Below are 22,444 nucleotides of genomic sequence, written 5' to 3'. Positions count from 1 at the left end.
CGTCACTCTCCATATACAATAAAACAGAATATAAAAGAGAAGTTCTGTTGTTGTTGTAACTACTGGTGTGGACATTTTTGGTGGATAAGATAATAAAGCCTTTTTTTATCAACAGTTTGCATTGTTGACCCCTCGCGGGAGAAAGCCGTGACTGCCTGCGGACGAGGTGTCCGGAGACTGTGGATGAAATGGCGCCTTGTCCACACGCGAAAACGATCACGCCTTGTCCACCGCTCTCTACCGGGCTTGTTACCGCGACTGTGAACAGTTGCCTGTGAGGTCGCCATACCCGCGTATGACGGGGCCTGCAGACGGGCAGAGGCGGGTATCAAATTTTTTCTATCCACAGGCAAAAAAGGCCCTGTCGATAACGACAGGGCCTTGTCTGAAGGGCTTCAGAAGAGCTTTCAAAGTGCCTAAGAGTGGCTCACGAGGTGAGCGGAGTAGGCGAGATCAGTGCTTGAGGACGCGCGAGAGGAAGCTCTGAGTGCGCTCGTTCTGCGGCGAATCGAAGACCTCTTCGGGTGGCCCCTCCTCGGTAATCTCGCCCTTGTGAATGAAAATCACCCGGTCGGCGACCTCGCGGGCGAAGCCCATCTCGTGGGTCACGATCAGCATGGTCATGCCTTCCCGAGCGAGCTCGCGCATGGCGTCCAGGACCTCGCCGATCATCTCTGGATCGAGCGCCGAGGTGGGCTCATCGAACAGCATCAGGCGCGGCTCCATGGCCAGCGCACGGGCCAGGGCCACGCGCTGCTGCTGGCCGCCGGAGAGCTGGCCGGGATGCTTGGCGGCCTGGTCGCTGATGCCGACCCGCTCGAGCAGGCGCTCGGCGGTCTCGGTGGCATCCTCGCGGCTCCAGCCGCGCACCTTCATCGGCGCCAGGGTCACGTTGTCCATCACGCTCAGATGGGGGAAGAGGTTGAACTGCTGAAAGACCATGCCGACTTCGGTGCGGATCTTCTGCAGCGCCTGGGTGGCCTTGCCATGGGGCACCAGCGGGCTGCCATCGACCTCCAGGTAGCCCTGCTGGAACTCCTCGAGGCCGTTGATGCAACGGATCAGCGTCGACTTGCCCGAGCCGCTGGCGCCGATGATCACCACCACCTCGCCGGGGGAGACCGACAGGTCGATATCCTTCAGCACGTGAAGGCTGCCGAAATGCTTGTTGACCTTGTCCATGCGCACGATGGGATCGCTGCCGGACGTGGACTTCTGGTGTGTCATGTCGCGCGTTCCTTATTGTCCGACCAGGCCTCTGCGCTCGAGCTGGCGGAGCACGAGCGAGAGGGTCAGGGTGATCGCCAGGTAGAGCAGGGCGACCATCAGGTAGACCTCGAGGGCATTGAAGGTGGTGGCGATGTAGACCTGGCCCTGGCGGACCAGCTCGCCGACCCCGATCACCGAGAACAGCGAGGTGTCCTTGATGCTGATGATGCCCTGGTTACCGAGCGACGGGATCATGCGCCGAAAGGCCTGGGGCCAGATGATGTAGCGGAAGGTCTGGCGGCGTGACAGGCCCAGTGACAGGCCGGCCTCGCGCTGGCCGCGCTCGATGGACTGCACGCCGCCGCGCACGATCTCCGAGATATAGGCGCCGGAGTTGACGGCAATGGCGGCGATACCGGCCACCAGGGCGTTGATCGGACTTCCGAGCAGCTGTGGCAGGCCGTAAAAGATGAACAGCACCTGCACCAGCACCGGGGTGCCGCGGAAGATCTCGATATAGGCCACGGCCGGGATCTTCAGCCAGGCGAGGCGGCTGATGCGCAGCAGGCCGAACAGGATGCCGATCAGAAAGCCGATGGCCAGGCCGCCGAAAGAAATCAGCAGGGTATAGGGGATACCCTCGAGCAGGAAGGGAATGGAGGCAAAGGCCGCCTGCCAGTCGAATTGGAAGGTGACGTCCACAAGGTTTCTCCGTCAAGACGCGTGGGATGACGACAGGGGAAGGTAACGGAGGCGTAACGCAGCGGGGCCGGGCCACATGACCCGACCCCGCAGGCGGAAGTCGCCGGGCGTTACTCGTCGCTGACGCTACCGAACCACTTGGCGTGGATCTCGTCGTAGGTGCCGTCTTCCTTCATCTCGGCCAGAGCCTCGTTGACGGGCTCGACCCATTCGCTGCCCTCGACGAAGACGATGCCGTACTGCTGGCCCTCGTAGAGGTCACCCACGACCTTCACGCGCCCCTCACCCTTGGTCTGGGAGAAGTAGCCGACGTTGGGCGCATCGTAGAAGACCGCATCGACGCTGCCGCCGAGCAGGGCCATGTACATGTCGCTGCTGCCCGGGTAGGGGGTGATGTCGGCGCCGTCGCCGAGGTTTTCCTGGAGGAAGTCGTAGCTGGTGGAGCCGACCTTGGTACCGATCTTCTTGCCGTTCAGGTCGTCGAGTTCCGAGACGCTGTCGTCGTTGGCACCGACCAGGATGCGCAGGCCGCTGTCGTAGTAGGGATCGGAGAAGTCGACGATCTCGGCGCGCTCATCGGTGATGGTGATGCCGGCGATGGCGATGTCGACGTTGCCGGTCTGCACGGCGGGAATGATGCCGTTGAAGTCCATCGTGCGCAGGTTGTACTCGAAGCCGGCCCGCTCGGCCAGTTCGCTGATGATGTCCATGTCGAAGCCGACCATCTCGCCGGATTCCTGATCCATCATCTCGAAGGGCACGAAGCTTGGGTCGGTGACGACCTCGAGCATGTGTTCGTCGGCGTTGGCCAGCGTGGCACCACCCAGTCCGATGGCGATGCTGGCGGCCAGTGTGGCTCTCTTCAGTTGCGGTTTCATGGCATTCCCCGTGGAAGGATTTCTTATTCATTCGCGCCTTCAACGATGGCGAGTTCCCGGAGAAGCGTCAAGTGACGGGCAAGGCGGCCTTTGGCCGCTGAGCCAACGTTGTCGTTCAGACCATGAAGGAGGCGCCGCACCCGCAGGTGGTGGTGGCGTTGGGGTTCTGGACGAGGAAGCGAGCGCCGGCGAGGCCCTCCTCGTAGTCGACGGTGGAGCCGACCAGGTACTGGTAGGAGAGCGGGTCGACCACCAGCGACACGGCGCCGAACTCGACGAGGGTGTCATCCTCGGCGGTCTCATCGGCGAAGTCGAAGCCGTACTGGAAGCCTGAACAGCCGCCGCCGGTGACGTAGACGCGAAGCTTGAGCCGGGGGTTGCCCTGTTCCTCGATCAGCGCCGCGAGTCGAGACCGGGCACCGTCGGAGAGCATCAAGGGGGTGGGAACGAAGGATTCGGCACCGCTCATGGGTGACCTCCCCTGGATCGATGAATGACGTGACAGCTGTCGATTATCCCCATTCCCCAGCAAAAGGGTCAACTTTTACAGGGGCCAAGGCGAGGTATTCCGGCGACACGTCTCCACCAGGGCGCTGTGAATACTTCCCTGTACGCTACTTTTTCCTTCCCTGGAAAAAGACCCTGGTTACGACGTGTCCCCGTTCTCGTCCATGAGGGATGATTGTCAGGGCATGATCGCCGGGGCGTCGAGGCCGGCGGTCTCGTCGAGGTCGAACATCAAGTTCAGGTTGTGCACGGCCTGGCCCGAGGCGCCCTTGACCAGGTTATCGATCACCGCGAGCACCACCACGGTGTCGCCGTCGCCGGGGCGGTGCACCGCCAGCCGGCAGACGTTGGCGCCCTTGACGCTGCGCGTCTCGGGATGGCTGCCGGCGGGCATCACGTCGACGAAGGGCTCGTCGGCGAAGCGGCGCTCGAAGAGCGCCTGAAGATCGCCCGGTTCGCCGGTAAGGCGCCCGTAGAGGGTGGCGTGGATGCCGCGGATCATCGGCGTCAGGTGCGGCACGAAGGTCAGGCCCACCGGGCCGCCGGCGGCATCGCCGAGCCCCTGGCGGATCTCCGGCAGGTGGCGGTGACCCGAGGCGCCATAGGCCTTCATGGACTCGCTGGCCTCGGCCAGCAGCGAGGGCACCTTGGCGCCGCGCCCGGCCCCGGTGACGCCGGACTTGCAGTCGGCGATCACGTGTTCGACATCGATCAGGCCTGCCTCCAGCAGCGGCAGCAGGCCGAGCTGCACGGCGGTGGGATAGCAGCCGGGCACCGCGATCAGCCGGGCCTCGCGGATGCGCTCGCGACGCACCTCCGGCAGGCCATAGATGGCCTCGCCGAGCAGCGCAGGCGCCCCGTGGGCCTGACCGTACCAGTGCGCCCACTCGTCGGCATCGCGCAGCCGGAAGTCGGCCGACAGGTCGATGACCCGGGTGCCGCGCTCGAGCAGCTCGCCCGCCAGGGCGTGAGCCACGCCGTGGGGGGTGGCGAAGAAGACGGCATCGCAGCGTCCCAGCCGCTCGGCATCGGGCAGGCTGAAGACCAGCTCGTCGTAGTGGCCACGCAGGTTGGGGTACAGCTCGCTGACGGCCATGCCCGCTTCGGAGCGAGAGGTGATGGCATCCACCTCCACGTTCGGATGACGAGCCAGCAGCCTGAGCAGTTCGACGCCGGTGTATCCGGTGCCGCCGACGATTCCGACCTTGATCACGATGGACTCCTGGGAACGGGGCTGGGATAGGAAGCGCTGAGACCTCCGCGTCTGGATATGATACACAAGAGGGCAGGGTCCACCCAGACGGGGGATCCTCGATGCCGAGGCCGAACAGGAACGTCGCCGTGCCGCGCTTCTCGCTACCCGACTTCAGCCTGGATGGCTTCCGTCGCCAGCTCGCCAATGTGGATGCCCTGCCCCAGCTATGCGTGCTGGGCGTGGTCTCGGGGCTGATCACCGGGGGGCTGATGGTGGCGTTCCGGCTGCTGCTTACCCTCGGCGCGATGGCCTTCATGCCCGACGGCAATCCCGAAGCCTTCGAGCAGCTCCCGCCCTGGGGGCGCGCCCTGCTGCCGCTGCTGGCGGTGACCCTGATCGGCCTGTGGCTGTGGCGTCAGCCGGTGGCTAACCGCAAGATCGGCGTAGCCCACGTGATCGAGCGCCTGACCTACCACCAGGGTCGCTTCCCGCTGCGCAACTGGATCACCCAGTGGTGGGTCGGGCTGATCTCGGTGCTCGGCGGGCTCTCTGCCGGGCGCGAGGGGCCGGCCATCCACCTGGGGGCCGCGGCCGTCAGCGGCCTCGGCCAGCGGCTCAAGCTGCCCCACAACAGCCTGCGGGTGCTGGTCGCCTGCGGCACCGCGGCGGGCATCTCGGCATCCTTCCATACTCCCATCGCCGGGGTCATCTTCGCCATGGAAGTGGTGATGATGGAGTACACCATCGTCGGTTTCATGCCGGTGATCCTGGCCTCGACCATGGGCGCGGTGGTGGCGCAGCTGGTCTTCGGCACCGAGCGCGCCTTCCAGTCCTCCGACGTGGCGCTGGGCTCGCTGGTCAATCTGCCGTGGCTGGTGGTCTGCGCGCTGATCATCGGGCTGCTGGCGGGGCTCTTCGTGCGGGTGGCGCGCTCCGGTCGCCGCCTTGAGCGCCTGCCCTGGGGCGTGCGCTGCGCGCTGGTCGGGTTCGTGGTGGGCGGCGTGGCCTGGTGGTATCCCCAGGTGCAGGGCATGGGCTACGACACCCTGGCCCTGACCCTCTCGGGTAGTCTGCCGCTGGACGTGCTGCTGGCGGTGGCCGTCGGCAAGCTGCTGCTCACCGCCGGTGCCGTGGCCTGCGGTATCCCCGTCAGCATCATCGGGCCGGTGCTGGTGGTCGGGGCCGCGGCCGGTACGCTGCTTGGCCTGCTCGGCGCCCAGCTGATGCCGAGCCTGGCCGCCGGCCCCGAGATCTACGGCATGCTCGGTATGGCCGCCATGATGGGGGCGGTGCTGCAGGCCCCGCTGGCCGCGCTCATGGCGCTGCTCGAGCTGACCAGCAACCCCAACATCATTCTGCCGGGGATGCTGGCGGTGGTGGTGGCGGGACTGACCTCCCGCCAGCTGTGTCGCTGCGACGGCTTCTTCATCAGCGTCACCCGACACGGCATGCACCCGCTGCAGCAGCCGCTGATGCAGGCGCTATCCCGGGTGTCGGTGCCGGCGGTCATGGAGCGCAGCCTGGTGCGCAGCCCGCGGATGGTGACCCGCGACCAGGCCCGGGCCCTGCTCGAGGCCAATCCCGTCTGGGTGCTGATCGAGCGTTCTTCCGCCGACAAGCCGCTGCTGGCGCTCAAGGCCGCCGACCTGGCGCGCTGGCTGCTCGAGCATCAGGAGGACAACGCCGCCGCCGGCGCGCTGCTGGATCTGGTCGAGATCCCTGGCCAGCGTCTGGAAATGGCGCCGATCCATCTGCAGGCAACCCTCACCGAGGCCTTCGACCGGCTCAACGACAAGGCGGTCGATGCCCTCTACGTGGAGCACGGCCATCGGCCGAAGAACAAGCGGATTTCCGGTATCATCACCCGTGACGCCATCGAGCGACACTATCGTTTTTCCGATTCATAAACGGCTGAGGAGTCGTCATGTACCTGTGGATGAAGGCCCTGCACCTGGTGGCCATGGTGACCTGGTTCGCTGCCCTCTTTTATCTCCCGCGCCTCTACGTCTACCACGCCCAGGCGCGTGACCGCGGCGAGCAGCAGGCGATCGACCACTTCCTCGTCATGGAGCGCAAGCTCTATCGCGGCATCATGACGCCGTCGATGATCGCCGTGCTGCTCTTCGGCGGCGCCATGCTGGCGCTCAATCCCGCCTGGCTTTCCCAGGGCTGGCTCCATGCCAAGCTCGCGCTGGTGGTGCTACTGGTGGCCTATCACCATGTCTGCCTGATCTACTTGAAGCAGTTCGCCGCGGCGCGCTGCACGCGCGGCCACGTCTTCTTCCGCTGGTTCAACGAACTGCCGGTGATCGCCCTGCTGTTGATCATCTTCCTGGCCGTGATGAAGCCCTTCTGATGGCCGATAACACGGAACTGATGCCCCACCTGCCGACCGTGCTGGTGCTGGCGGGTCACGACCCCACCGGCGGCGCCGGCCTGATCGCCGACAGCGAGGCGGTCGCCGCCTGCGGCGGCTGGGCCCTGACCCTGCCCACGGCGCTGACGGTGCAGAACTGTCGCGATGTCAGCGCGGTGCGCCCCGTCGGCGCCGATGATCTGCGCGCCATGGCGGCGGCCCTCGACGACTTCGAGATCGCCGCCATCAAGATCGGCGTGATCCCCGACGTGGCCGTGCTGGATGCCGTGGTGGACATCGTGCGGCGGCGTCCGGGCGTGCCGGTGGTAATGGACCCGGTGCTCAGCGCCGGTGGCGGCAGCAAGTTGTCCACAATCGAGCTGATCGATACCGTTCGCCATCATCTGCTGCCGCTTGTGGATATCCTGACGCCCAACCGGGGCGAGCTGGCTCGGCTGGCCGACCCCGACAGCGGCGATGATATCGAGCGGGCGGTGGAACTGATGTCGCTGGGCTGCCAGGCGCTGCTGGTCACCGGTACCGACGACCCCGAGGGGCGAGTGCCGGCCGATCGCGTGGAGCACACCCTGCACGCCACGGATACCAGCCGCCAGTGGACCTGGCCGCGCCTGGCCGGTGTCTATCACGGCTCCGGCTGCACCCTGGCGAGCGCCCTGGCGGCGCGTATGGCCGTGGGCGAGTCGCTGGTTGCCGCCTGCGAACAGGCCCAGGCCTTCACCTGGCAGGCGCTGGCCCACGGCTGGCAGCCCGGCCAGGATCAGCGCCTGCCGCGTCGCCTCTGGGAGCTGCCGGCGCTGCCCGCCTGCCTGGCCCCCGGGGCAACGGGCGGACGCTGAGCCGGGATGGGCTGGTCATCGCCCTGCCGGCAGATGAGAATAGGGACAAACTCGGGCCGTGCCGGCCGCGCTTCGTTTGGCGACATTCACCGGCTTTTCCCGCCCGCTACAGGGTTATCCAGAGAACTATCCACAGCCTGCCGACGGGCAGGCCGCAACAGGGCAAGAGGTTGACATGACCACATCCGCAAAGCTCTTCGAACAGGCCTGCCGGCACATCCCCGGCGGGGTCAACTCGCCGGTGCGCGCCTTCAAGGGCATGGATCGTCCCCCGGTATTCATGGAACGTGCCAAGGGCGCCTATCTGTTCGATGTGGAAGGCAAGCGCTACGTCGACTATGTCGGCTCCTGGGGGCCGATGATCACCGGACACGCCGACCCCGAGGTGCTGGGCGCGGTGCGCGAGCGCCTCGATGCGGGCCTCTCCTTCGGTACCCCCACGGCCGTCGAAACCACCATGGCCGACCTGATCTGCGAGATGATCCCCTCCATCGAGATGGTGCGCATGGTCAACTCCGGCACCGAGGCCACCATGTCGGCGGTACGCCTGGCGCGCGGCTTCACCGGGCGCGACAAGATCGTCAAGTTCGAGGGCAACTACCACGGCCATACCGACTCGCTGCTGGTCAAGGCGGGTTCCGGCGCCCTCACCCACGGCGAGCCCAGCTCCCCTGGGGTGCCGGCCTCCCTGGCCGAACATACCGTGACGCTCTCCTTCAATGACCCCGAGGCCGTGGAGCAGTGCTTCGAGGAGATCGGCAGCGAGGTGGCCTGCATCATCGTTGAGCCGGTGGCCGGCAACATGAACTGCATTCCGCCCCAGCCGGGATTCCTGGAGACCCTGCGCCAGGTCTGCGACCGGTTCGGCAGCCTGCTGATTTTCGATGAGGTGATGACCGGTTTCCGGGTCGCCATGGGCGGGGCCCAGGCGCACTACGACGTGAAGCCCGACCTGACCTGCCTGGGCAAGATCGTCGGCGGCGGCATGCCGGTGGGGGCCTTCGGTGGGCGTCGCGAGGTCATGGAGGTCATTTCGCCGCTGGGGCCGGTCTATCAGGCGGGCACCCTCTCTGGCAATCCGCTGGCCATGTCGGCGGGCATCGCCCTGCTGAACAAGCTGCAGGCGCCTGGCTTCCACGATGCCCTGGCACAGCGGGTCGAAACGCTCTGTCATGGTCTCGAGGAGCGCGCCGCGGCGGCGGGCATCGACATGATCACCCAGCGCGCCGGTGGCATGTTCGGTCTCTTCTTCACCGGTCAGAGTCGAGTCGACAACTTCGCTCAGGCCACCGCCTGCGACGGAGACGCCTTCCGTCGCTTCTTCACCGCGATGCTCGACGAGGGAGTCTACCTGGCACCCTCGGCCTTCGAGGCCGGTTTCATGTCCAGCGCCCATGCCCCGGAGGACATCCAGCTGACCCTGGATGCGGCTGAGCGCGCGTTTGCGACGATGCAGCGTCGCTGATTCCCTTTACCGATCGGGAGACCCGAGATGGGCCAGAAAGATGCGCAACACGAGGTGGCGTGCGATGACGCCCTGCCGCTGGAGGCACTGATCGATCGACTGGTGGCCTTCCACCGTCGCAAAAGCGTGGGGGCCCTTGCTGACGATGCTGGCCTGGTCGCCTTCCAGCAGCGCATCGAGGGCGAGGTGACGGCCCTCGAGCCGCTGCTGATCGGCGAGGAGGATCGCCATCGCCTCGCCTCGCTTCGCGAGTGGCTCGATAAGGACGTGCAGCGCCTGGCCTCGGTCTTCCTCGAGCGCCGGGATCGATTGCTGGCGGCCAGCTGGGCGGTCGAGCATCCCGAGAGTCGGCTGTGCGATGAGGGCCGAGTGCTGCTCGCCAACGCCATCGGCCGCGACCTGCTGGGACCCGGCGCCGATGGGATCCTCGATCCCGGTAACGACCTGGCCGCGCTGCTGGTGGGGCTGGAGGCGCGCGGCGAGACCGCCCTGGCGCGCCAGGCGCTGGATCGCTACTTGCGCCTGTCCGGCGACTACGGCATGGCCCGGCTGCTCTCGGTGTTTCGCGTCGTCGAGGCCCTCGCCGGTGCGCGTCGAGCCCTGGAGCGTCGGCGCGCGGCGGGCGAGGACGCCGAGCGTCCGGCGCTGCTGGCCGAGACCATGCGGGCCTGCCACGAGTATCTGACTCTGGCCGAGTCCTATGCCGAGTTCCGCTTCCCGCCGCTGGTGATCGGCATCGGCGTCTCCGGCAGCGGCAAGAGTCGCTTCACGCGCACTCTGGTCTCACGGTTAGGCGCCGTACGGGTCTGCTCCGACGTGGAACGGCGTCGCGTCCACGGCCTCGATCCACAGGATCTGTTAACGCCACCGGCTGTGGATATCTTTAGTCGAGAGGCCACCGCACAGACTTATCACCGCATGGCCGAGTGCGCCGGCATGCTGCTAGAGGCCGGTTTCCCGGCCTGTGTCGACGGCACCTTCCTGAAGCGTGACCAGCGCGATCTGCTGCGCCAGGAGGCCGAGGCCCGAGGCCTGCCGGTGCTGCTGGTCAGCTTCGAGGCCGATGAGGCGACCCTGCGTCGTCGCATCGAGAAGCGGGCCGGGCGCCAGGGCGTCGCGCCTCAGGAGAGCCTGGCGATACTGGAGGCTCAGCAGGCCGGCTTCGAGGCGATCGGCGACGAGGAGCGCCTGCACCTGCTGCGCCTGGACACCACCGCCGACAATGCCGCCGAGACCCTGGCCGGGCTCATCCAGGAGCATGTACGCCTGACGTGAAGGAGTGGGGCAAGACCTGTGCTCCCCCCTGGCCTTGGCCGAGCACCGGAGACCCCGTCCGGGTTGCTCAGGAGGGGGGCGGGATGATCGATGCCGGGTTGTCCCGCTGGCGTCGTCCCACCAGTGGCGGCGGGGCGCCGAGGTTCTGGCGCGCCCAGTTCACCGCCTGCAGGCGATTGTGCACCTTGATCTTGCGAAAGATGTTGTAGAGGTGTGACTTGACGGTGTGCTCGCTGACGAAGAGCTGATCGGCGATCTCGATGTTCGAGGCGCCCGTGCCGAGCATGGCGATGATCTCAAGCTCTCGGTGCGTCAGGCCGCAGACCGGCCGATAGGAGTTGAGCTGCTGGCGACGGAAGAACTGGATCATCCGGGTCATCAGCGAGCGAGACATCCACAGGTTGCCTTCCAGGAGGATGGTCAGCCCCTTGCAGATCATCTCCAGCGCATCGCTACGATAGAAGACGCCTTGCAGGTTCATGGCCGAGAGGATCTCGACGGCATGTTCCTCGTCACGCAGGTTGAAGGCGGCCAGTGACATGTCATCGGCCTCGGCGGCCCTGACGTGCCACTGCTGCATGGTGGCCTCATCGATATGATCCGCATCGAGCAGCACTACCGTCGGTGAGGCCTCCATGCCCTTCCACTCCGCGGTGGGGGCGACGACCGAGACCTGACAGTCGAGCTGCTGGTGCAGGTAGTCGATGAAGAGTTGCGATTGAGGGTTGTTGGCGGTGACCAGCAACACCAGGCGTTGCTCTTGCTCCATGATCCCGACCCCTGCGCAAGTGCGATGACGTTTCTGGTGAGGCCATCAGATAAAGGTGGTATGCCCTGTCATACTGGGAGTAAGTCTTGGTCAGAATGTAAGTTTTAGTTACTAACTTTTAGCTATATTTATATGCCTTTTTTTCACGTCTTTGCAGCCAGTCGAGCTTGTTCTTGATAATAAGCGTATTTTTACTCTTTTGAGGGTTCGATAACCCCAGCGCTCGGGGCGACCTTCAAGGAAATTCATCCCCTCGCTCGTCGTTTCCAAGCGAATAGCTCATTCGTAATAATGAGAAAAGTCGTCACTTGGCATTTCATGCATTCGGCGCATGATGCGTGCGTTTCCCTGGGGCGAGGCGGGCTCGTAGAATGGGGGCTTACCTGACGTCATGGAGAATCGATCATGAGTCCAGCCCTGCTGGTCCTGGCCAGCGGTAACGCCGGCAAGCTGCGCGAGTTTCACCAGTTGCTCGCACCGCTGGGCCTCGAGGTGCACGCCCAGGCCGATTACGGGGTGGCCGACGTCGAGGAGACCGGCCTGACCTTCGTCGAGAACGCTCTGCTCAAGGCCCGGGAAGCCAGCCGTCTCAGCGGGCTGCCGGCGTTGGCCGATGACTCGGGCCTGGAGGTGGATGCCCTGGCGGGGGCGCCCGGTATCTATTCGGCTCGCTATGCCGGCGAGCCCAAGAGCGATACCCGCAACAATGCCAGGCTGCTCGAGGCCCTTGCCGAAGTGCCGGAGGGTCGCCGCCGCGCGCGCTACTGGTGCGTACTGGTGCTGCTGCGTCACGCCGAGGATCCCGTGCCGTTGATCGTGCAGCGTAGCTGGGAGGGCGAGATCCTTCAGGCGCCCCGCGGCGAGGGCGGCTTCGGCTACGATCCGCTGTTCTGGCTACCCGACCAGCAGGCCAGCGCCGCCGAACTCGATGCCGAGCAGAAGAACCGCCTCAGCCATCGAGGGCGGGCCCTCCAGGCACTGGTGGCCGCCATGGCGCCGGAGCCGGCGCGCTCATGAGTGAGTCGCGCTCGATTACGACCGGCCTGCCACCGCTGTCGCTCTATTTGCATGTGCCCTGGTGCGTGCGCAAGTGCCCCTACTGCGACTTCAACTCCCACGGTGTCGGGCGGGGAGCCGAGCTCCCCGAGGCGGCCTACCTGGAGGCGTTGATCGCCGATCTCGAGGCCGACCTGCCGCTCGCCGCGGGGCGCGAGCTGGTCAGCATCTTCATCGGCGGCGGCACCCCGAGCCTGATGTCGGCCGGCTTCTACGAGCGGCTGCTGCAGGCCGTGGCGGATCGCCTGCCGCTTGCTCGGGACATCGAGATTACCCTGGAGGCCAATCCCGGCACCCTGGAGCGGGGGCGTTTCGCCGGCTACCGGGCAGCGGGCATCAACCGGCTATCGCTGGGAGTGCAAAGCTTCCAGGATGCTCAGCTGTCGGCACTCGGTCGCATCCATGGCGGCGACGATGCCGTGGCGGCCTTCGACGAGGCGCGCCGGGCCGGCTTCGGCAACCTCAACCTCGACCTGATGCACGGGCTGCCCGGCCAGACTCCGGCGCTGGCGCTGGCGGATCTGGAGCGGGCCCTGGCGCTCGAGCCGGAGCATCTCTCCTGGTACCAGCTGACCCTGGAGCCCAATACCGAATTTCACTCCTTCCCGCCGGTCTTGCCGGAGGAGGAGGTGCTGTGGGACATCCAGGATGCCGGGCACGAGCGCCTCGAGTCCGCCGGCCTCGCGCGCTATGAGATATCCGCCTATGCGCGTCCCGGCCGGGCGTCGCGTCATAACCTGCACTACTGGCAATTCGGCGACTACCTGGGCATCGGGGCCGGCGCCCACGGCAAGCTCAGCATGCCGGGCCCCGCGGGGCTTGAGATAGAGCGTCGTTGGAAGTCCCGGCGGCCCGAGGACTACCTGCGCCGCGCCAATGACCCCCGCGGCTTCGTGGCCGGCCGTGACCTCATCGACGAGCGGGAACTGCCCCTCGAGTTCGCCATGAATGCCCTGCGCCTGGTGGAGGGCGTGCCGCTCTCGACCTGGCAGGCCCACACGGGGCGCAGCGACTCGGTTCTGCTCGCCAGGCTCTCGGCGGCGCGGGAAAAAGGACTTCTCGTGGAAGATGCCGACAGGGTTGGGGCCTCGGCCCAGGGTCTATTATTCTTGAACGAACTGCTGGCCATGATGGACGATGTCGGCCAGTGAAGGATGACCCCTGATTACCAAGGAGGAGAGGACACGATGAGAAGAGTAATGCGATGGATGGCCCCCCTGGCCGCTTCGGCGCTGCTGGTGGGCTGCACCACCACCGATCCCTATAGCGGTCAGACCCAGCGCAGCCAGACCGGCACCGGTGCTGCCATCGGCGCGGCCATCGGCGCGGCGGCCGGTGCCCTCAGCGGCGACGGCAGCACCAGTCGGCGCGACCGGGCCCTGATCGGTGCCGCCGTGGGTGCGGCCGCCGGTGGCGGTATCGGTGCCTACATGGACAAGCAGGAAGAGCAGCTGCGGCAGAGCACCCAGGGCACCGGCATCGGGGTCGATCGTCGCGGCGACGACATCGTGCTCAACATGCCGAGTGAGGTGACCTTCGCCTTCGACTCCAGCGACCTGACCCCCAATGCGCGTAATGCCCTCAATGACGTGGCCAGGGTGCTCCAGCAGTACCCGGACACACGGGTCAACATCGCCGGCCATACCGACAGCACCGGCGATGCCGGCTATAACCAGCGGCTCTCCGAGCGTCGAGCCAGCGCGGTGGGCAACTACCTGGCCCAGTCCGGCGTGACCCGCAACCGCCTGTACACGACCGGCTATGGCGAGAACCAGCCCGTCGCCAGCAACGACTCCGAGCAGGGGCGCGCCCAGAACCGCCGGGTGGAGATCACCCTGACGCCGATCCAGGAGCGCTTCCAGCAGTAATCAGCGAAGCCTGGCACCATGCACCCTCGGGCCCGCCACTGCTGAAGTGGCGGGCCCTTCTGTCTCTAACCCACGGATCCCTGCCATGCTCTCCTATCAGCATGCCTACCATGCCGGCAATTTCGCCGACGTTCACAAGCATCTGACGCTCTTTGCCGTCATCGATCACTTGTTACGTAAGAGGTCATCTATTACGTACATGGATACTCATGCCGGTCGTGGCCTCTATCCCCTGGCGGCCGAGGAGACGGCGAAGCTTCAGGAGTATCGTGAGGGTGTCGCCAGGCTATGGCAGGCCCGTGAGCGCCTCGGCGATGACCTGCTGCTCGGCGACTGGCTCACCGCCCTGGGCCGCATGCAGTCGCGCGCGGGCGGACTCGATCACTATCCCGGCTCACCCTGGTGGCTGTCCCAGCGCCTGCGCGAGCAGGACCGGCTGATGCTCTTCGAGCTCCATCCCGGCGAGCACGGCCAGCTGGCCCAACAGGCGCTGCCGGATAACGTGCAGCGCGTCCACGGTGATGGGCTCCAGGGACTGGTGAAGCGCCTGCCGGTGCCCTCGCCGCGACTCTGCGTGCTGGTCGACCCCAGCTACGAGCGAAAGGCGGAATACGCCGAGGTGGCCGAGGCGGTCTGCCAGGCCATGCGCAAGGCGCGCCATGCGGTGGTGCTGGTGTGGTATCCGCTGCTGCCGGCGGGCCGTCATCGCGAGCTGCTGGAAGGGCTGCGCGACGGCGGGGTGCGCAAGGTCTGGCGCAGCGAACTGCGCCTTCGTGAGCCGCAGCAGGGCGAACGCGGCATGATTGGCAGCGGCATGCTGGTGATCAATGCGCCCTGGGGGCTCGATGAACGTATGGAGGCCGCGATGGCGAAGATCCTGCCGCTGCTTGGCGAGACCAGCCGCCATCGCGGCGACTGGTGGGTGGGCGAGTAGGGGCCCGGCGATTTTCCGATGCCGACGCGGCTGACGCTCTCGCCTAGCCATTCAGGGCGAGTAGGCGCCGATATCCTGTTACTTGCCGATGCAGAGGCTGCGGAAGATCTCGCCCAGCAGCCCGCGGGTGAGCCGGCGCGTCAGCGCCGACGGCTTGCTGATCTCCCGCTACTTGCCGATACAGAAGCTGCCGAAGATCTCGCCGAGAAGGTCATCTGCGCTGAACTCCCCGGTGATCTCGCCCAGCGCCTGCTGAGCATCGCGCAGGTCCTCGGCCAGCAGCTCGCCGGCGCCATGACCGGCCAGCTGCGCCTCGCCGTTGCAGAGCGCCGCTTCGGCCCGGTCCAGGGCGTCCAGGTGGCGCCGACGCGCCGAGAAGCGGCCCTCGGTGGTGGCCGCGAAGCCCATCACCGCCTTGAGGTGCTCCTTGAGGCTAATGATCCCGGCGCCGCTCTTCGCCGACAGTCGGATCACCGGCCGCTCGCTGTCGATATCGAGTCCCGGGGATTCGTGGCTGGCATCGATCTTGTTGCGCACCAGGGTCAGCCGTGAGGGATCGGCCAGGCGCGCGACGAACTCCGGCCAGATGGCCATGGGATCCACGGCCTCGGTGGTGGCGGCATCGACCATCAGCAGGACCCGGTCGGCCTTCTCGATCTCCTCCCAGGCGCGCGCCACGCCGATCTTCTCGACGGCGTCCGGGGTGTCGCGCAGGCCGGCGGTATCGATCACGTGCAGCGGCATGCCGTCCAGGTGGATGTGCTCGCGCAGCACGTCTCGGGTGGTGCCCTCGATGTCGGTGACGATGGCCGTCTCCTGCTCCGTCAGCGCATTGAGCAGGCTCGACTTGCCGGCGTTGGGGCGTCCGGCGATCACCACGCTCATGCCCTCCCGCATCAGCGCCCCCTGGCCGGCGGCGGCCCGCACCTCGGCCAGCTCCGCCTGGATGGCCGCGAGCTTGCCGGCCACGTGTCCGTCGGCGAGGAAGTCGATCTCCTCCTCGGGAAAGTCGATGGCCGCCTCCACGTAGATGCGCAGCTCGACCAGCCGCTCGACCAGCGCCTCGACGCGGTGCGAGAACTCGCCCTGCAGGGAGCGCAGGGCGTTCTCGGCGGCCCCTCGGGAGCTCGCCTCGATCAGGTCGGCGATGGCCTCGGCCTGGGCCAGGTCCAGCTTGTCGTTGAGGAAGGCCCGCTCGGAGAACTCGCCGGGCCGGGCCAGTCGGGCGCCGAGCTGCACGCAGCGCTCGAGCAGCAGATCCATGATTACCGGCCCCCCATGCCCCTGCAGCTCCAGCACATCCTCGCCGGTGAAGGAGTGGGGGCCGGAGAAGTAGAGTGCGATGCCCTCGTCAATCACCTCGCGGGCGCCCCGGAAAGGGCCGTAGTGTGCCTGGCGCGGGGCGGGGCAGTGGCCCAGCATCGCCTGGGCGATCGTCGTGCAGGCGGGGCCAGAGACGCGGATGATCCCTACGCCGCCGCGTCCCGGCGGCGTGGCCAGGGCGGCGACGGTGTCCTGATCGTAGAGGCTGGCGGCCATGGACGGTTCCTGTGGTAGAAGAGGAGTGATCGAGGGGCCTTGGAGAGGGCATTGTCCGGGGCGGGGCTCTCAAAGGCCAGCCCTTCAAAAACCGGGTCCCCTCAAACGCCAGACCCCCGCCGAGGCGGGGGTCTGGAGACGCGGGATGAAACCTCGGCTACTTGGTCTTCATGCCCTTGCCGATGCTCGGATCGGCCTCGATCTTGCGGGTGATGGTGTACTGCTGAATGATCGAGATGCAGTTGTTGACCACCCAGTAGATGACCAGGCCCGCCGGGAACCACAGGAAGAAGAAGGTGAAGACGATCGGCAGCATCTTCATGATCTTCGCCTGCATGGGGTCCGGAGGCGTCGGGTTGAGCATCTGCTGCACGAACATCGAGGCGCCCATCAGGATCGGCAGGATGAAGTACGGATCCTTCACCGACAGATCCTGGATCCAGAACATGAAGGGCGCATGGCGCAGCTCGACGGATTCCAGCAGCATCCAGTACAGGGCGATGAACACCGGCATTTGTACCAGGATCGGCAGACAGCCCCCCAGAGGATTGATCTTCTCCTTCTGGTAGAACTTCATCATCTCCTGGGACATCTTCTGGCGGTCGTCGCCGAACTGCTCCTTGAGGCGCTGCATTTCCGGGCCCAGCTTGCGCATGCGAGCCATGGACTTGTAGGCCTTGGCGGAGAGGGGCCACAGGGCCGCCTTCACCAGCATGGTCAGCAGGACGATGGACCAGCCCCAGTTGCCGATCAGGTCATGGATGTGGTCGAGCAGCCAGAACAGCGGGTTGGCGATGAACCACAGCCAGCCGAAGTCCACCGTCAGCTCCAGGTTGGGCGCCACGGCCTCGAGGCGATCCTGCACCTTGGGCCCCATGTAGAGGGTCGCGGCCAGCGTCGCTTCCCCGTTGCCGGCCACAGTGCTGGTCGGGCCGGCGAAGGCTGCCACGTTGCGGTCGCGCGCATCGGTGGTGGCGTAGTAGAGGTTCTGCTGGTTCTGAGCCGGGACCCAGGCGGAGGTGAAGTAGTGCTGGATGATAGCGACCCAGCCGCCCTCGACGTCGCGGTTGTTGAAGGCGCCTTCCTGAATCTCCTCGAAGTCGACCTTGAGGTAGCGATCCTCCGGCGTGGAGTAGGCGGCACCGAGATAGGAGCGCATGCCCATCTTCGGGCCGCTGGACGGATCGCTGCTGTTGTCGCGGACCAGCTGGCCGATGAAGCGGGCGGTGACCGGCTCCTCGGTGTTGTTGGCCAGGAAGTAGTTCACGTCGACCGCGTAGCTGTCACGCTCGAAGGTGAGGCGCTTGATCACCTCGACGCCGTTGACCTCGGCGGTCATGTCGACCTCGAGGCGGTCGTCGTTCTCGCCCAGCCGGTACTCGGTCGCCTCGGGGGTGAAGGTGATCCGGCCCTCATGGCCCTCGAGCTGCAGCCCTGAGCGCGCCACGTAGCTGCGCGTCTCGCTGTCGGAGAGCAGCACATAGGGGCGCTCGGAATCGAGGCTGAAGCGGTGCTGGGGCAGCGCCGCATAGACGATGTCACCGCCCTGGGGATCGATGCGCACGTCCAGCACGTCGGTGACCACGGCCACCAGGTCGCGGCTGCCCGTCGGCGCCTCGGCTTCACCGGGAATGCCACCGGCCATGTCGCTCGACGACGAGGCGCTGGTGGGGACCGAGAGATCATCGCCGCCGTCGGTCGACGCGCGGTTGCTGTCCGCTGCGTTGCTAGTCATGGCGGGGGCTTGCGGCTCAGGGGGAACCTGGCCGTAGTCCTGATTCCACTGGACCATCAACAGGTAGGCGAGTACCGCCAGGGGAATCAGCAGGAGTAGTCGTTTTACGTCCATGAGGGGTCTGCCCGATGGGTAGTGAACATTCCGATGGCGCAACGCAGGTCGCACACCCGAGATACACGAAAGCCTGCCGGAGGCAGGCTAGGAAACGCACGCTGTCCGGCGGCATCTGACGCGTCGGCGTGGAGGGGCGCGGCAAAGAGCGAGGTGGTCATGCTCATGCAGGCTCCGGGATGCGCTGGCGCTCAGGGGGGTCGGTCATCATGTGCGCTGCGTGTCTTCGCCCCGTTCTAGCTCTGGCTCGCGGGCGGACTTGTTCGCCTCACGCTCCAGGCGCCGCCACATGCCGTGGAGCTGGCGATGCACGGTGGCGTTGTCCAGCTCGTGGACGCCTCGCCTGGCCAGTACCACGATATCCACGGCGGGAAGGCGCTGTTGCCGGAGCCGGATGGAGTCGCGCACGATGCGCTTGAGCCGGTTGCGATCGACGGCCCGGCGCACGTTCTTCTTGCTGAAGATCAGGCCGAGTCGCGGGTGGCCGAGCGCGTTGGGCGAGGCCAGAGCCATCAGCCCTTTGCCATGGACCTTGAAGGCTGCCGTTTCGAAGACACGACGATAGTCCCCGGCAGTCAGCAGTCTCAGCTGCCGGGGATAGCCCTGATCTGACACGCGAGGGCCGCGATCAGGCGCTCAGGCGCTTGCGGCCCTTGGCGCGACGGCGAGCCAGCACGGCACGACCGTTCTTGGTGGCCATGCGGGCACGGAAGCCATGTGCGCGCTTGCGCTTGAGGACGCTGGGTTGAAAAGTACGTTTCATAACTCGTTATTCCCACGTGGTTTTCTGAATGATTTGATCACTCGTAGAGATCCGGAAGCCGCAGGCGGATCCGGGGGTATTCGACTCAAGACCGGAAATTGTAGTGATTCCAGCCCTGCGGTGCAATTCTTACCTGCGTTTCGCGGTCGCTCGAGCGCCCTGCTGGCGCGGCCTCCGGCGTGGTCGTTCGACCGCTATCCACCATTCGGTTGCCCTCGCGGTATGTCGTAACGTGCCGGGCCCTGTGGTCACTCCTGGGGACGGGTAATGTGAATAAGATGATTTAATATATATATATCAGCGTATTGAGAGGGTGTCCTTGCTGTGGAAAAAGTGGGGATGGGGTGGGGAGCGAGGTAACGGTGCCTGCGTGGTGTCGTCTTATCGGGTCCGGCTCGAAGGCTTGCGGCGTCTGAGGTGTCGTCGCGTTTGTCTGCTTGTCGTGTCTTGTCGAAAAACAGCGGACACGGCGGCCAGGTTTTCCACAGGACGAGGCGTTAGGCCGGTCATGTGGATAACCCAGGGCCTGAACGATACAATAGGCGGTCGTTTTCTACGCAAAGGTGAGTTCGCGTGTCACTGGCTCTCTGGCAACAATGTCTGGATACCCTGCAGGATGAACTGAATTCGCAGCAGTTCAATACCTGGATCCGCCCGCTGCAGGCGGAGGAAGGGGAGTCCAATCAGTTGCGTCTGCTGGCGCCGAATCGCTTCGTGCGCGACTGGGTCAGCGACAAGTATGCCAAGCGGATCAGCGAGCTGATGCGCGAGCTCTCGCCGGCCAAGCCGCCCAAGGTGGTGCTGACCGTGGGCAGCCGGCGCAGCGCGGCGCCGAACCCGCAGCCCCGTGAGCTGGGCAACCCGGTCTCGGCCGCGCCCCGAGCACCGGCGGCGCCCGCCGTGCAGGTGCTCCCTCGGGGAGATGTGGGTGACGAGCGCGAGATCGATCAGATGCGCGAGGAGGGGGCCGGCCAGCGGCGAGGCGGTGAGCGACAGGTGCAGGTCGAGGGCAGCCTCAAGCACAACAGCGGCCTCAATCCCAACTTCACCTTCGAAACCTTCGTCGAGGGCAAGTCCAACCAGCTGGCTCGTGCCGCCTCCCGCCAGGTCTCCGAGAACCCCGGCGGGGCGTACAACCCGCTGTTCCTCTACGGCGGCGTCGGCCTGGGTAAGACGCACCTGATGCATGCCGTCGGCAATGCCCTGGCGACACGGCGCGAGAATGCCCGCGTCGTCTATCTCCACTCGGAACGCTTCGTGGCCGACATGGTGAAGGCGCTGCAGCTCAATGCGATCAATGACTTCAAGCGTTTCTACCGGAGCGTCGATGCCCTGCTGATCGATGATATCCAGTTCTTCGCCGGCAAGGAGCGCTCCCAGGAGGAGTTCTTCCACACCTTCAATGCGCTGCTCGAGGGCGGCCAGCAGATGATCCTGACGTCCGACCGATATCCCAAGGAAATCAGTGGGGTAGAGGAGCGTTTGAAGTCTCGCTTCGGCTGGGGGCTGACGGTGGCCATCGAACCGCCGGAGCTGGAGACACGCGTGGCCATCCTGATGAAGAAGGCCGATCAGGCCAAGGTCGACCTGCCCCACGACGCCGCCTTCTTCATCGCCCAGAAGATCCGCTCCAACGTTCGCGAGCTGGAGGGGGCGCTGAAGAAGGTGATCGCCGACTCTCACTTCATGGGCAAGACGATCACCCAGGACTTCATCCGCGAGTCGCTCAAGGACCTGCTGGCCCTGCAGGATAAGCAGGTCGGGGTGGATAACATCCAGCGCACCGTGGCCGAGTACTACAAGATCAAGCTCTCCGACCTGCTCTCCAAGCGCCGCTCGCGTTCGGTGGCCCGTCCCCGCCAGGTGGCCATGGCGCTGGCCAAGGAGCTGACCAACCATAGCCTGCCCGAGATCGGCGACGCCTTCGGCGGCCGCGATCACACTACGGTGCTGCATGCCTGCCGCAAGGTGAAGTCGCTGCAGGAGGAGAGCGCGGACATCCGCGAGGACTACAAGAATCTGCTGAGGCTGTTGACCAGCTGAACGGAACACCAGCGGTCGGGACGCCGGCCTCAATCCCTCCAGGACAAGTAGTGGAGTCGACATGAAATTTTCCATCTCCCGAGAAGCGCTCCTGCGCCCGCTGACGCTGGTTGCCGGCGTGGTGGAGCGCCGCCAGACCCTGCCGGTACTCTCCAACGTGCTGATTCAGGTCGATCAGGATCAGGTATCGCTGACCGGCACCGACCTTGAGGTCGAACTGATCGGGCGCACCGCGGCCAGCCTCGTGGAGGAGTCGGGGTCCGCCACCGTACCGGCCCGCAAGCTGATGGATATCTGCAAGTCGCTGCCCGATCAGTCGGAGATCCAGCTGAGCCTCGAAGAGGGCCGGGCCGTGCTGCGCAGCGGCCGCTCGCGCTTCACGCTCTCGACCCTGCCGGTGGCAGAGTTCCCGAACATCGAGGACGACCAGGGCAACGTGGAGTTGAGCCTGCCGCGGGGCACGCTCAAGCACCTGATCGATGCCACTTCCTTCGCCATGGCCCAGCAGGACGTGCGCTATTACCTCAACGGCATGCTGCTCGAGATGGGCCCCAACCTGGTGCGCACCGTGGCGACCGACGGCCACCGCCTGGCCGTCTGCTCGCGCTCCGCCGACATCCAGGTGGAGCCCTCCCAGAAGCTGATCGTGCCGCGAAAGGGCATCATGGAGCTGGTGCGCCTGCTCGACGACGGCGAGGAGCCGGTCAGCCTGACCCTCGGCGCCACCCACGTGCGGGCCCATACCGGCGACTTTACCTTCACCTCCAAGCTGGTGGACGGCAAGTTCCCCGACTACGAGAGGGTCGTGCCACGCGGTGGCGACAAGGTCTTCATCGCCGATCGTGCCGAGTTGCGTCAGGTGTTGTCGCGTACGGCCATCCTCTCCAACGAGAAATACCGCGGCGTGCGCCTGCATCTCGAGGAGGGCAACCTGCGGGTCATGGCCAACAACCCAGAGCAGGAGGAGGCCGAGGAGAACGTGGCCATCGAGTACAACGGTCCGGCCATGGAGATCGGCTTCAACGTCGGCTATCTCGTCGACGTGCTCAGCGTGCTGGACGAGGATCGTGTGCAGATGACCCTGGCCGACCCTAACAGCAGCGCGCTGATGGAAGAACCCGGTGGCGGCGACGCCATGTACGTCGTCATGCCCATGCGCCTCTAAGACGCCGTCCGGCG

General features: G+C 65.8%; 21 protein-coding genes. 11 read left to right on the top strand and 10 right to left on the bottom strand.

Annotated features, from left to right (window positions below):
* Positions 1-453: 453 nt before the first annotated feature.
* The 5 genes from RSO68_RS06405 to argC all read right to left on the bottom strand — a co-directional run bounded on the left by RSO68_RS06405 (position 454) and on the right by argC (position 4,509).
* Positions 454-1,227, bottom strand: coding sequence for an amino acid ABC transporter ATP-binding protein (locus RSO68_RS06405; protein WP_089849261.1), 774 nt, complete (start codon positions 1,225-1,227; stop codon positions 454-456).
* A gap of 12 nt (positions 1,228-1,239) precedes the next feature.
* Complete coding sequence (locus tag RSO68_RS06400) at positions 1,240-1,911, bottom strand: amino acid ABC transporter permease (RefSeq protein WP_089849263.1); 672 nt, start codon at positions 1,909-1,911, stop codon at positions 1,240-1,242.
* Positions 1,912-2,021: 110 nt separating this feature from the next.
* Positions 2,022-2,789, bottom strand: coding sequence for a transporter substrate-binding domain-containing protein (locus RSO68_RS06395; protein ID WP_089849265.1), 768 nt, complete (start codon positions 2,787-2,789; stop codon positions 2,022-2,024).
* A gap of 115 nt (positions 2,790-2,904) precedes the next feature.
* Positions 2,905-3,258, bottom strand: coding sequence for an iron-sulfur cluster insertion protein ErpA (gene erpA / locus RSO68_RS06390; RefSeq protein WP_089849267.1), 354 nt, complete (start codon positions 3,256-3,258; stop codon positions 2,905-2,907).
* A gap of 216 nt (positions 3,259-3,474) precedes the next feature.
* Positions 3,475-4,509 carry an N-acetyl-gamma-glutamyl-phosphate reductase gene (argC, locus tag RSO68_RS06385; RefSeq protein WP_089849269.1) on the bottom strand — a complete coding sequence of 345 codons (1,035 nt, stop codon included), beginning with the start codon at positions 4,507-4,509 and terminating at the stop codon, positions 3,475-3,477.
* 128 nt (positions 4,510-4,637) lie between these two features.
* On the opposite strand from argC, the gene RSO68_RS06380 reads away from it, so the two are divergent.
* The 5 genes from RSO68_RS06380 (at position 4,638) to RSO68_RS06360 (ending at position 10,444) form a co-directional block, all read left to right on the top strand.
* Entirely contained in the window at positions 4,638-6,398 is a 1,761-nt protein-coding gene (locus RSO68_RS06380; protein ID WP_315586207.1) for a chloride channel protein, read from the top strand.
* A gap of 17 nt (positions 6,399-6,415) precedes the next feature.
* On the top strand, positions 6,416-6,847 hold the full coding sequence (gene hemJ / locus RSO68_RS06375; RefSeq protein ID WP_089849272.1) for a protoporphyrinogen oxidase HemJ: 432 nt from the start codon (positions 6,416-6,418) through the stop codon (positions 6,845-6,847).
* The gene (gene thiD / locus RSO68_RS06370; protein WP_315585859.1) at positions 6,847-7,704 is read left to right on the top strand and encodes a bifunctional hydroxymethylpyrimidine kinase/phosphomethylpyrimidine kinase; all 858 of its coding nucleotides are present in this window, start codon (positions 6,847-6,849) and stop codon (positions 7,702-7,704) included. The genes hemJ and thiD overlap by 1 nt, the downstream gene beginning before the upstream one ends.
* A 175-nt stretch (positions 7,705-7,879) precedes the next feature.
* Positions 7,880-9,169 (top strand): glutamate-1-semialdehyde 2,1-aminomutase, encoded by a 1,290-nt coding sequence (gene hemL, locus RSO68_RS06365; protein WP_315585858.1) that lies wholly within the window; start codon positions 7,880-7,882, stop codon positions 9,167-9,169.
* A gap of 27 nt (positions 9,170-9,196) precedes the next feature.
* On the top strand, positions 9,197-10,444 hold the full coding sequence (locus RSO68_RS06360) for an AAA family ATPase (protein WP_315585857.1): 1,248 nt from the start codon (positions 9,197-9,199) through the stop codon (positions 10,442-10,444).
* Positions 10,445-10,511: 67 nt separating this feature from the next.
* On the opposite strand, the gene RSO68_RS06355 is transcribed toward RSO68_RS06360, so the two are convergent.
* On the bottom strand, positions 10,512-11,213 hold the full coding sequence (locus tag RSO68_RS06355) for a LuxR C-terminal-related transcriptional regulator (protein ID WP_089849278.1): 702 nt from the start codon (positions 11,211-11,213) through the stop codon (positions 10,512-10,514).
* A 405-nt stretch (positions 11,214-11,618) separates the two neighbouring features.
* Here RSO68_RS06355 and rdgB point away from each other — a divergent pair, with 405 nt between their 5' ends.
* The 4 genes from rdgB (at position 11,619) to RSO68_RS06335 (ending at position 15,071) form a co-directional block, all read left to right on the top strand.
* Positions 11,619-12,230, top strand: coding sequence for an RdgB/HAM1 family non-canonical purine NTP pyrophosphatase (gene rdgB, locus RSO68_RS06350; RefSeq protein WP_089849280.1), 612 nt, complete (start codon positions 11,619-11,621; stop codon positions 12,228-12,230).
* Positions 12,227-13,420 (top strand): radical SAM family heme chaperone HemW, encoded by a 1,194-nt coding sequence (hemW, locus tag RSO68_RS06345; RefSeq protein WP_089849282.1) that lies wholly within the window; start codon positions 12,227-12,229, stop codon positions 13,418-13,420. Before rdgB ends, hemW begins: the two co-directional genes overlap by 4 nt.
* Positions 13,421-13,468: 48 nt before the next feature.
* Entirely contained in the window at positions 13,469-14,137 is a 669-nt protein-coding gene (locus RSO68_RS06340) for an OmpA family protein (protein ID WP_390882392.1), read from the top strand.
* An 85-nt stretch (positions 14,138-14,222) separates the two neighbouring features.
* A complete protein-coding gene (locus RSO68_RS06335; protein ID WP_315585856.1) occupies positions 14,223-15,071 on the top strand; it encodes a 23S rRNA (adenine(2030)-N(6))-methyltransferase RlmJ in 849 nt (282 codons plus the stop codon).
* 168 nt (positions 15,072-15,239) lie between these two features.
* Here the strand turns inward: RSO68_RS06335 and mnmE are convergent, their stop codons facing one another.
* The 4 genes from mnmE to rpmH form a co-directional block, all read right to left on the bottom strand.
* Positions 15,240-16,610: a tRNA uridine-5-carboxymethylaminomethyl(34) synthesis GTPase MnmE gene (gene mnmE, locus RSO68_RS06330; RefSeq protein ID WP_315585855.1), complete on the bottom strand. Its 1,371-nt coding sequence runs from the start codon at positions 16,608-16,610 to the stop codon at positions 15,240-15,242.
* A 157-nt stretch (positions 16,611-16,767) separates the two neighbouring features.
* Positions 16,768-18,459, bottom strand: a complete 1,692-nt coding sequence (gene yidC, locus RSO68_RS06325) for a membrane protein insertase YidC (protein ID WP_089849290.1) — start codon at positions 18,457-18,459, stop codon at positions 16,768-16,770.
* Positions 18,460-18,666: 207 nt separating this feature from the next.
* Entirely contained in the window at positions 18,667-19,074 is a 408-nt protein-coding gene (rnpA, locus tag RSO68_RS06320; RefSeq protein WP_089849291.1) for a ribonuclease P protein component, read from the bottom strand.
* A 13-nt stretch (positions 19,075-19,087) separates the two neighbouring features.
* Positions 19,088-19,222, bottom strand: coding sequence for a 50S ribosomal protein L34 (gene rpmH, locus RSO68_RS06315; RefSeq protein WP_008959105.1), 135 nt, complete (start codon positions 19,220-19,222; stop codon positions 19,088-19,090).
* 573 nt (positions 19,223-19,795) lie between these two features.
* Here rpmH and dnaA point away from each other — a divergent pair.
* Positions 19,796-21,265: a chromosomal replication initiator protein DnaA gene (gene dnaA, locus RSO68_RS06310; protein WP_089849293.1), complete on the top strand. Its 1,470-nt coding sequence runs from the start codon at positions 19,796-19,798 to the stop codon at positions 21,263-21,265.
* Between the two features lie 61 nt (positions 21,266-21,326).
* Positions 21,327-22,430 (top strand): DNA polymerase III subunit beta, encoded by a 1,104-nt coding sequence (dnaN, locus tag RSO68_RS06305; RefSeq protein WP_089849295.1) that lies wholly within the window; start codon positions 21,327-21,329, stop codon positions 22,428-22,430.
* Positions 22,431-22,444: the final 14 nt, after the last annotated feature.

Source organism: Halomonas saccharevitans, assembly GCF_032333995.1.
In the GTDB taxonomy this organism is placed as follows: Bacteria; Pseudomonadota; Gammaproteobacteria; order Pseudomonadales; family Halomonadaceae; genus Halomonas; species Halomonas saccharevitans.
This window is presented reverse-complemented; position numbering and strand designations above follow the sequence as displayed.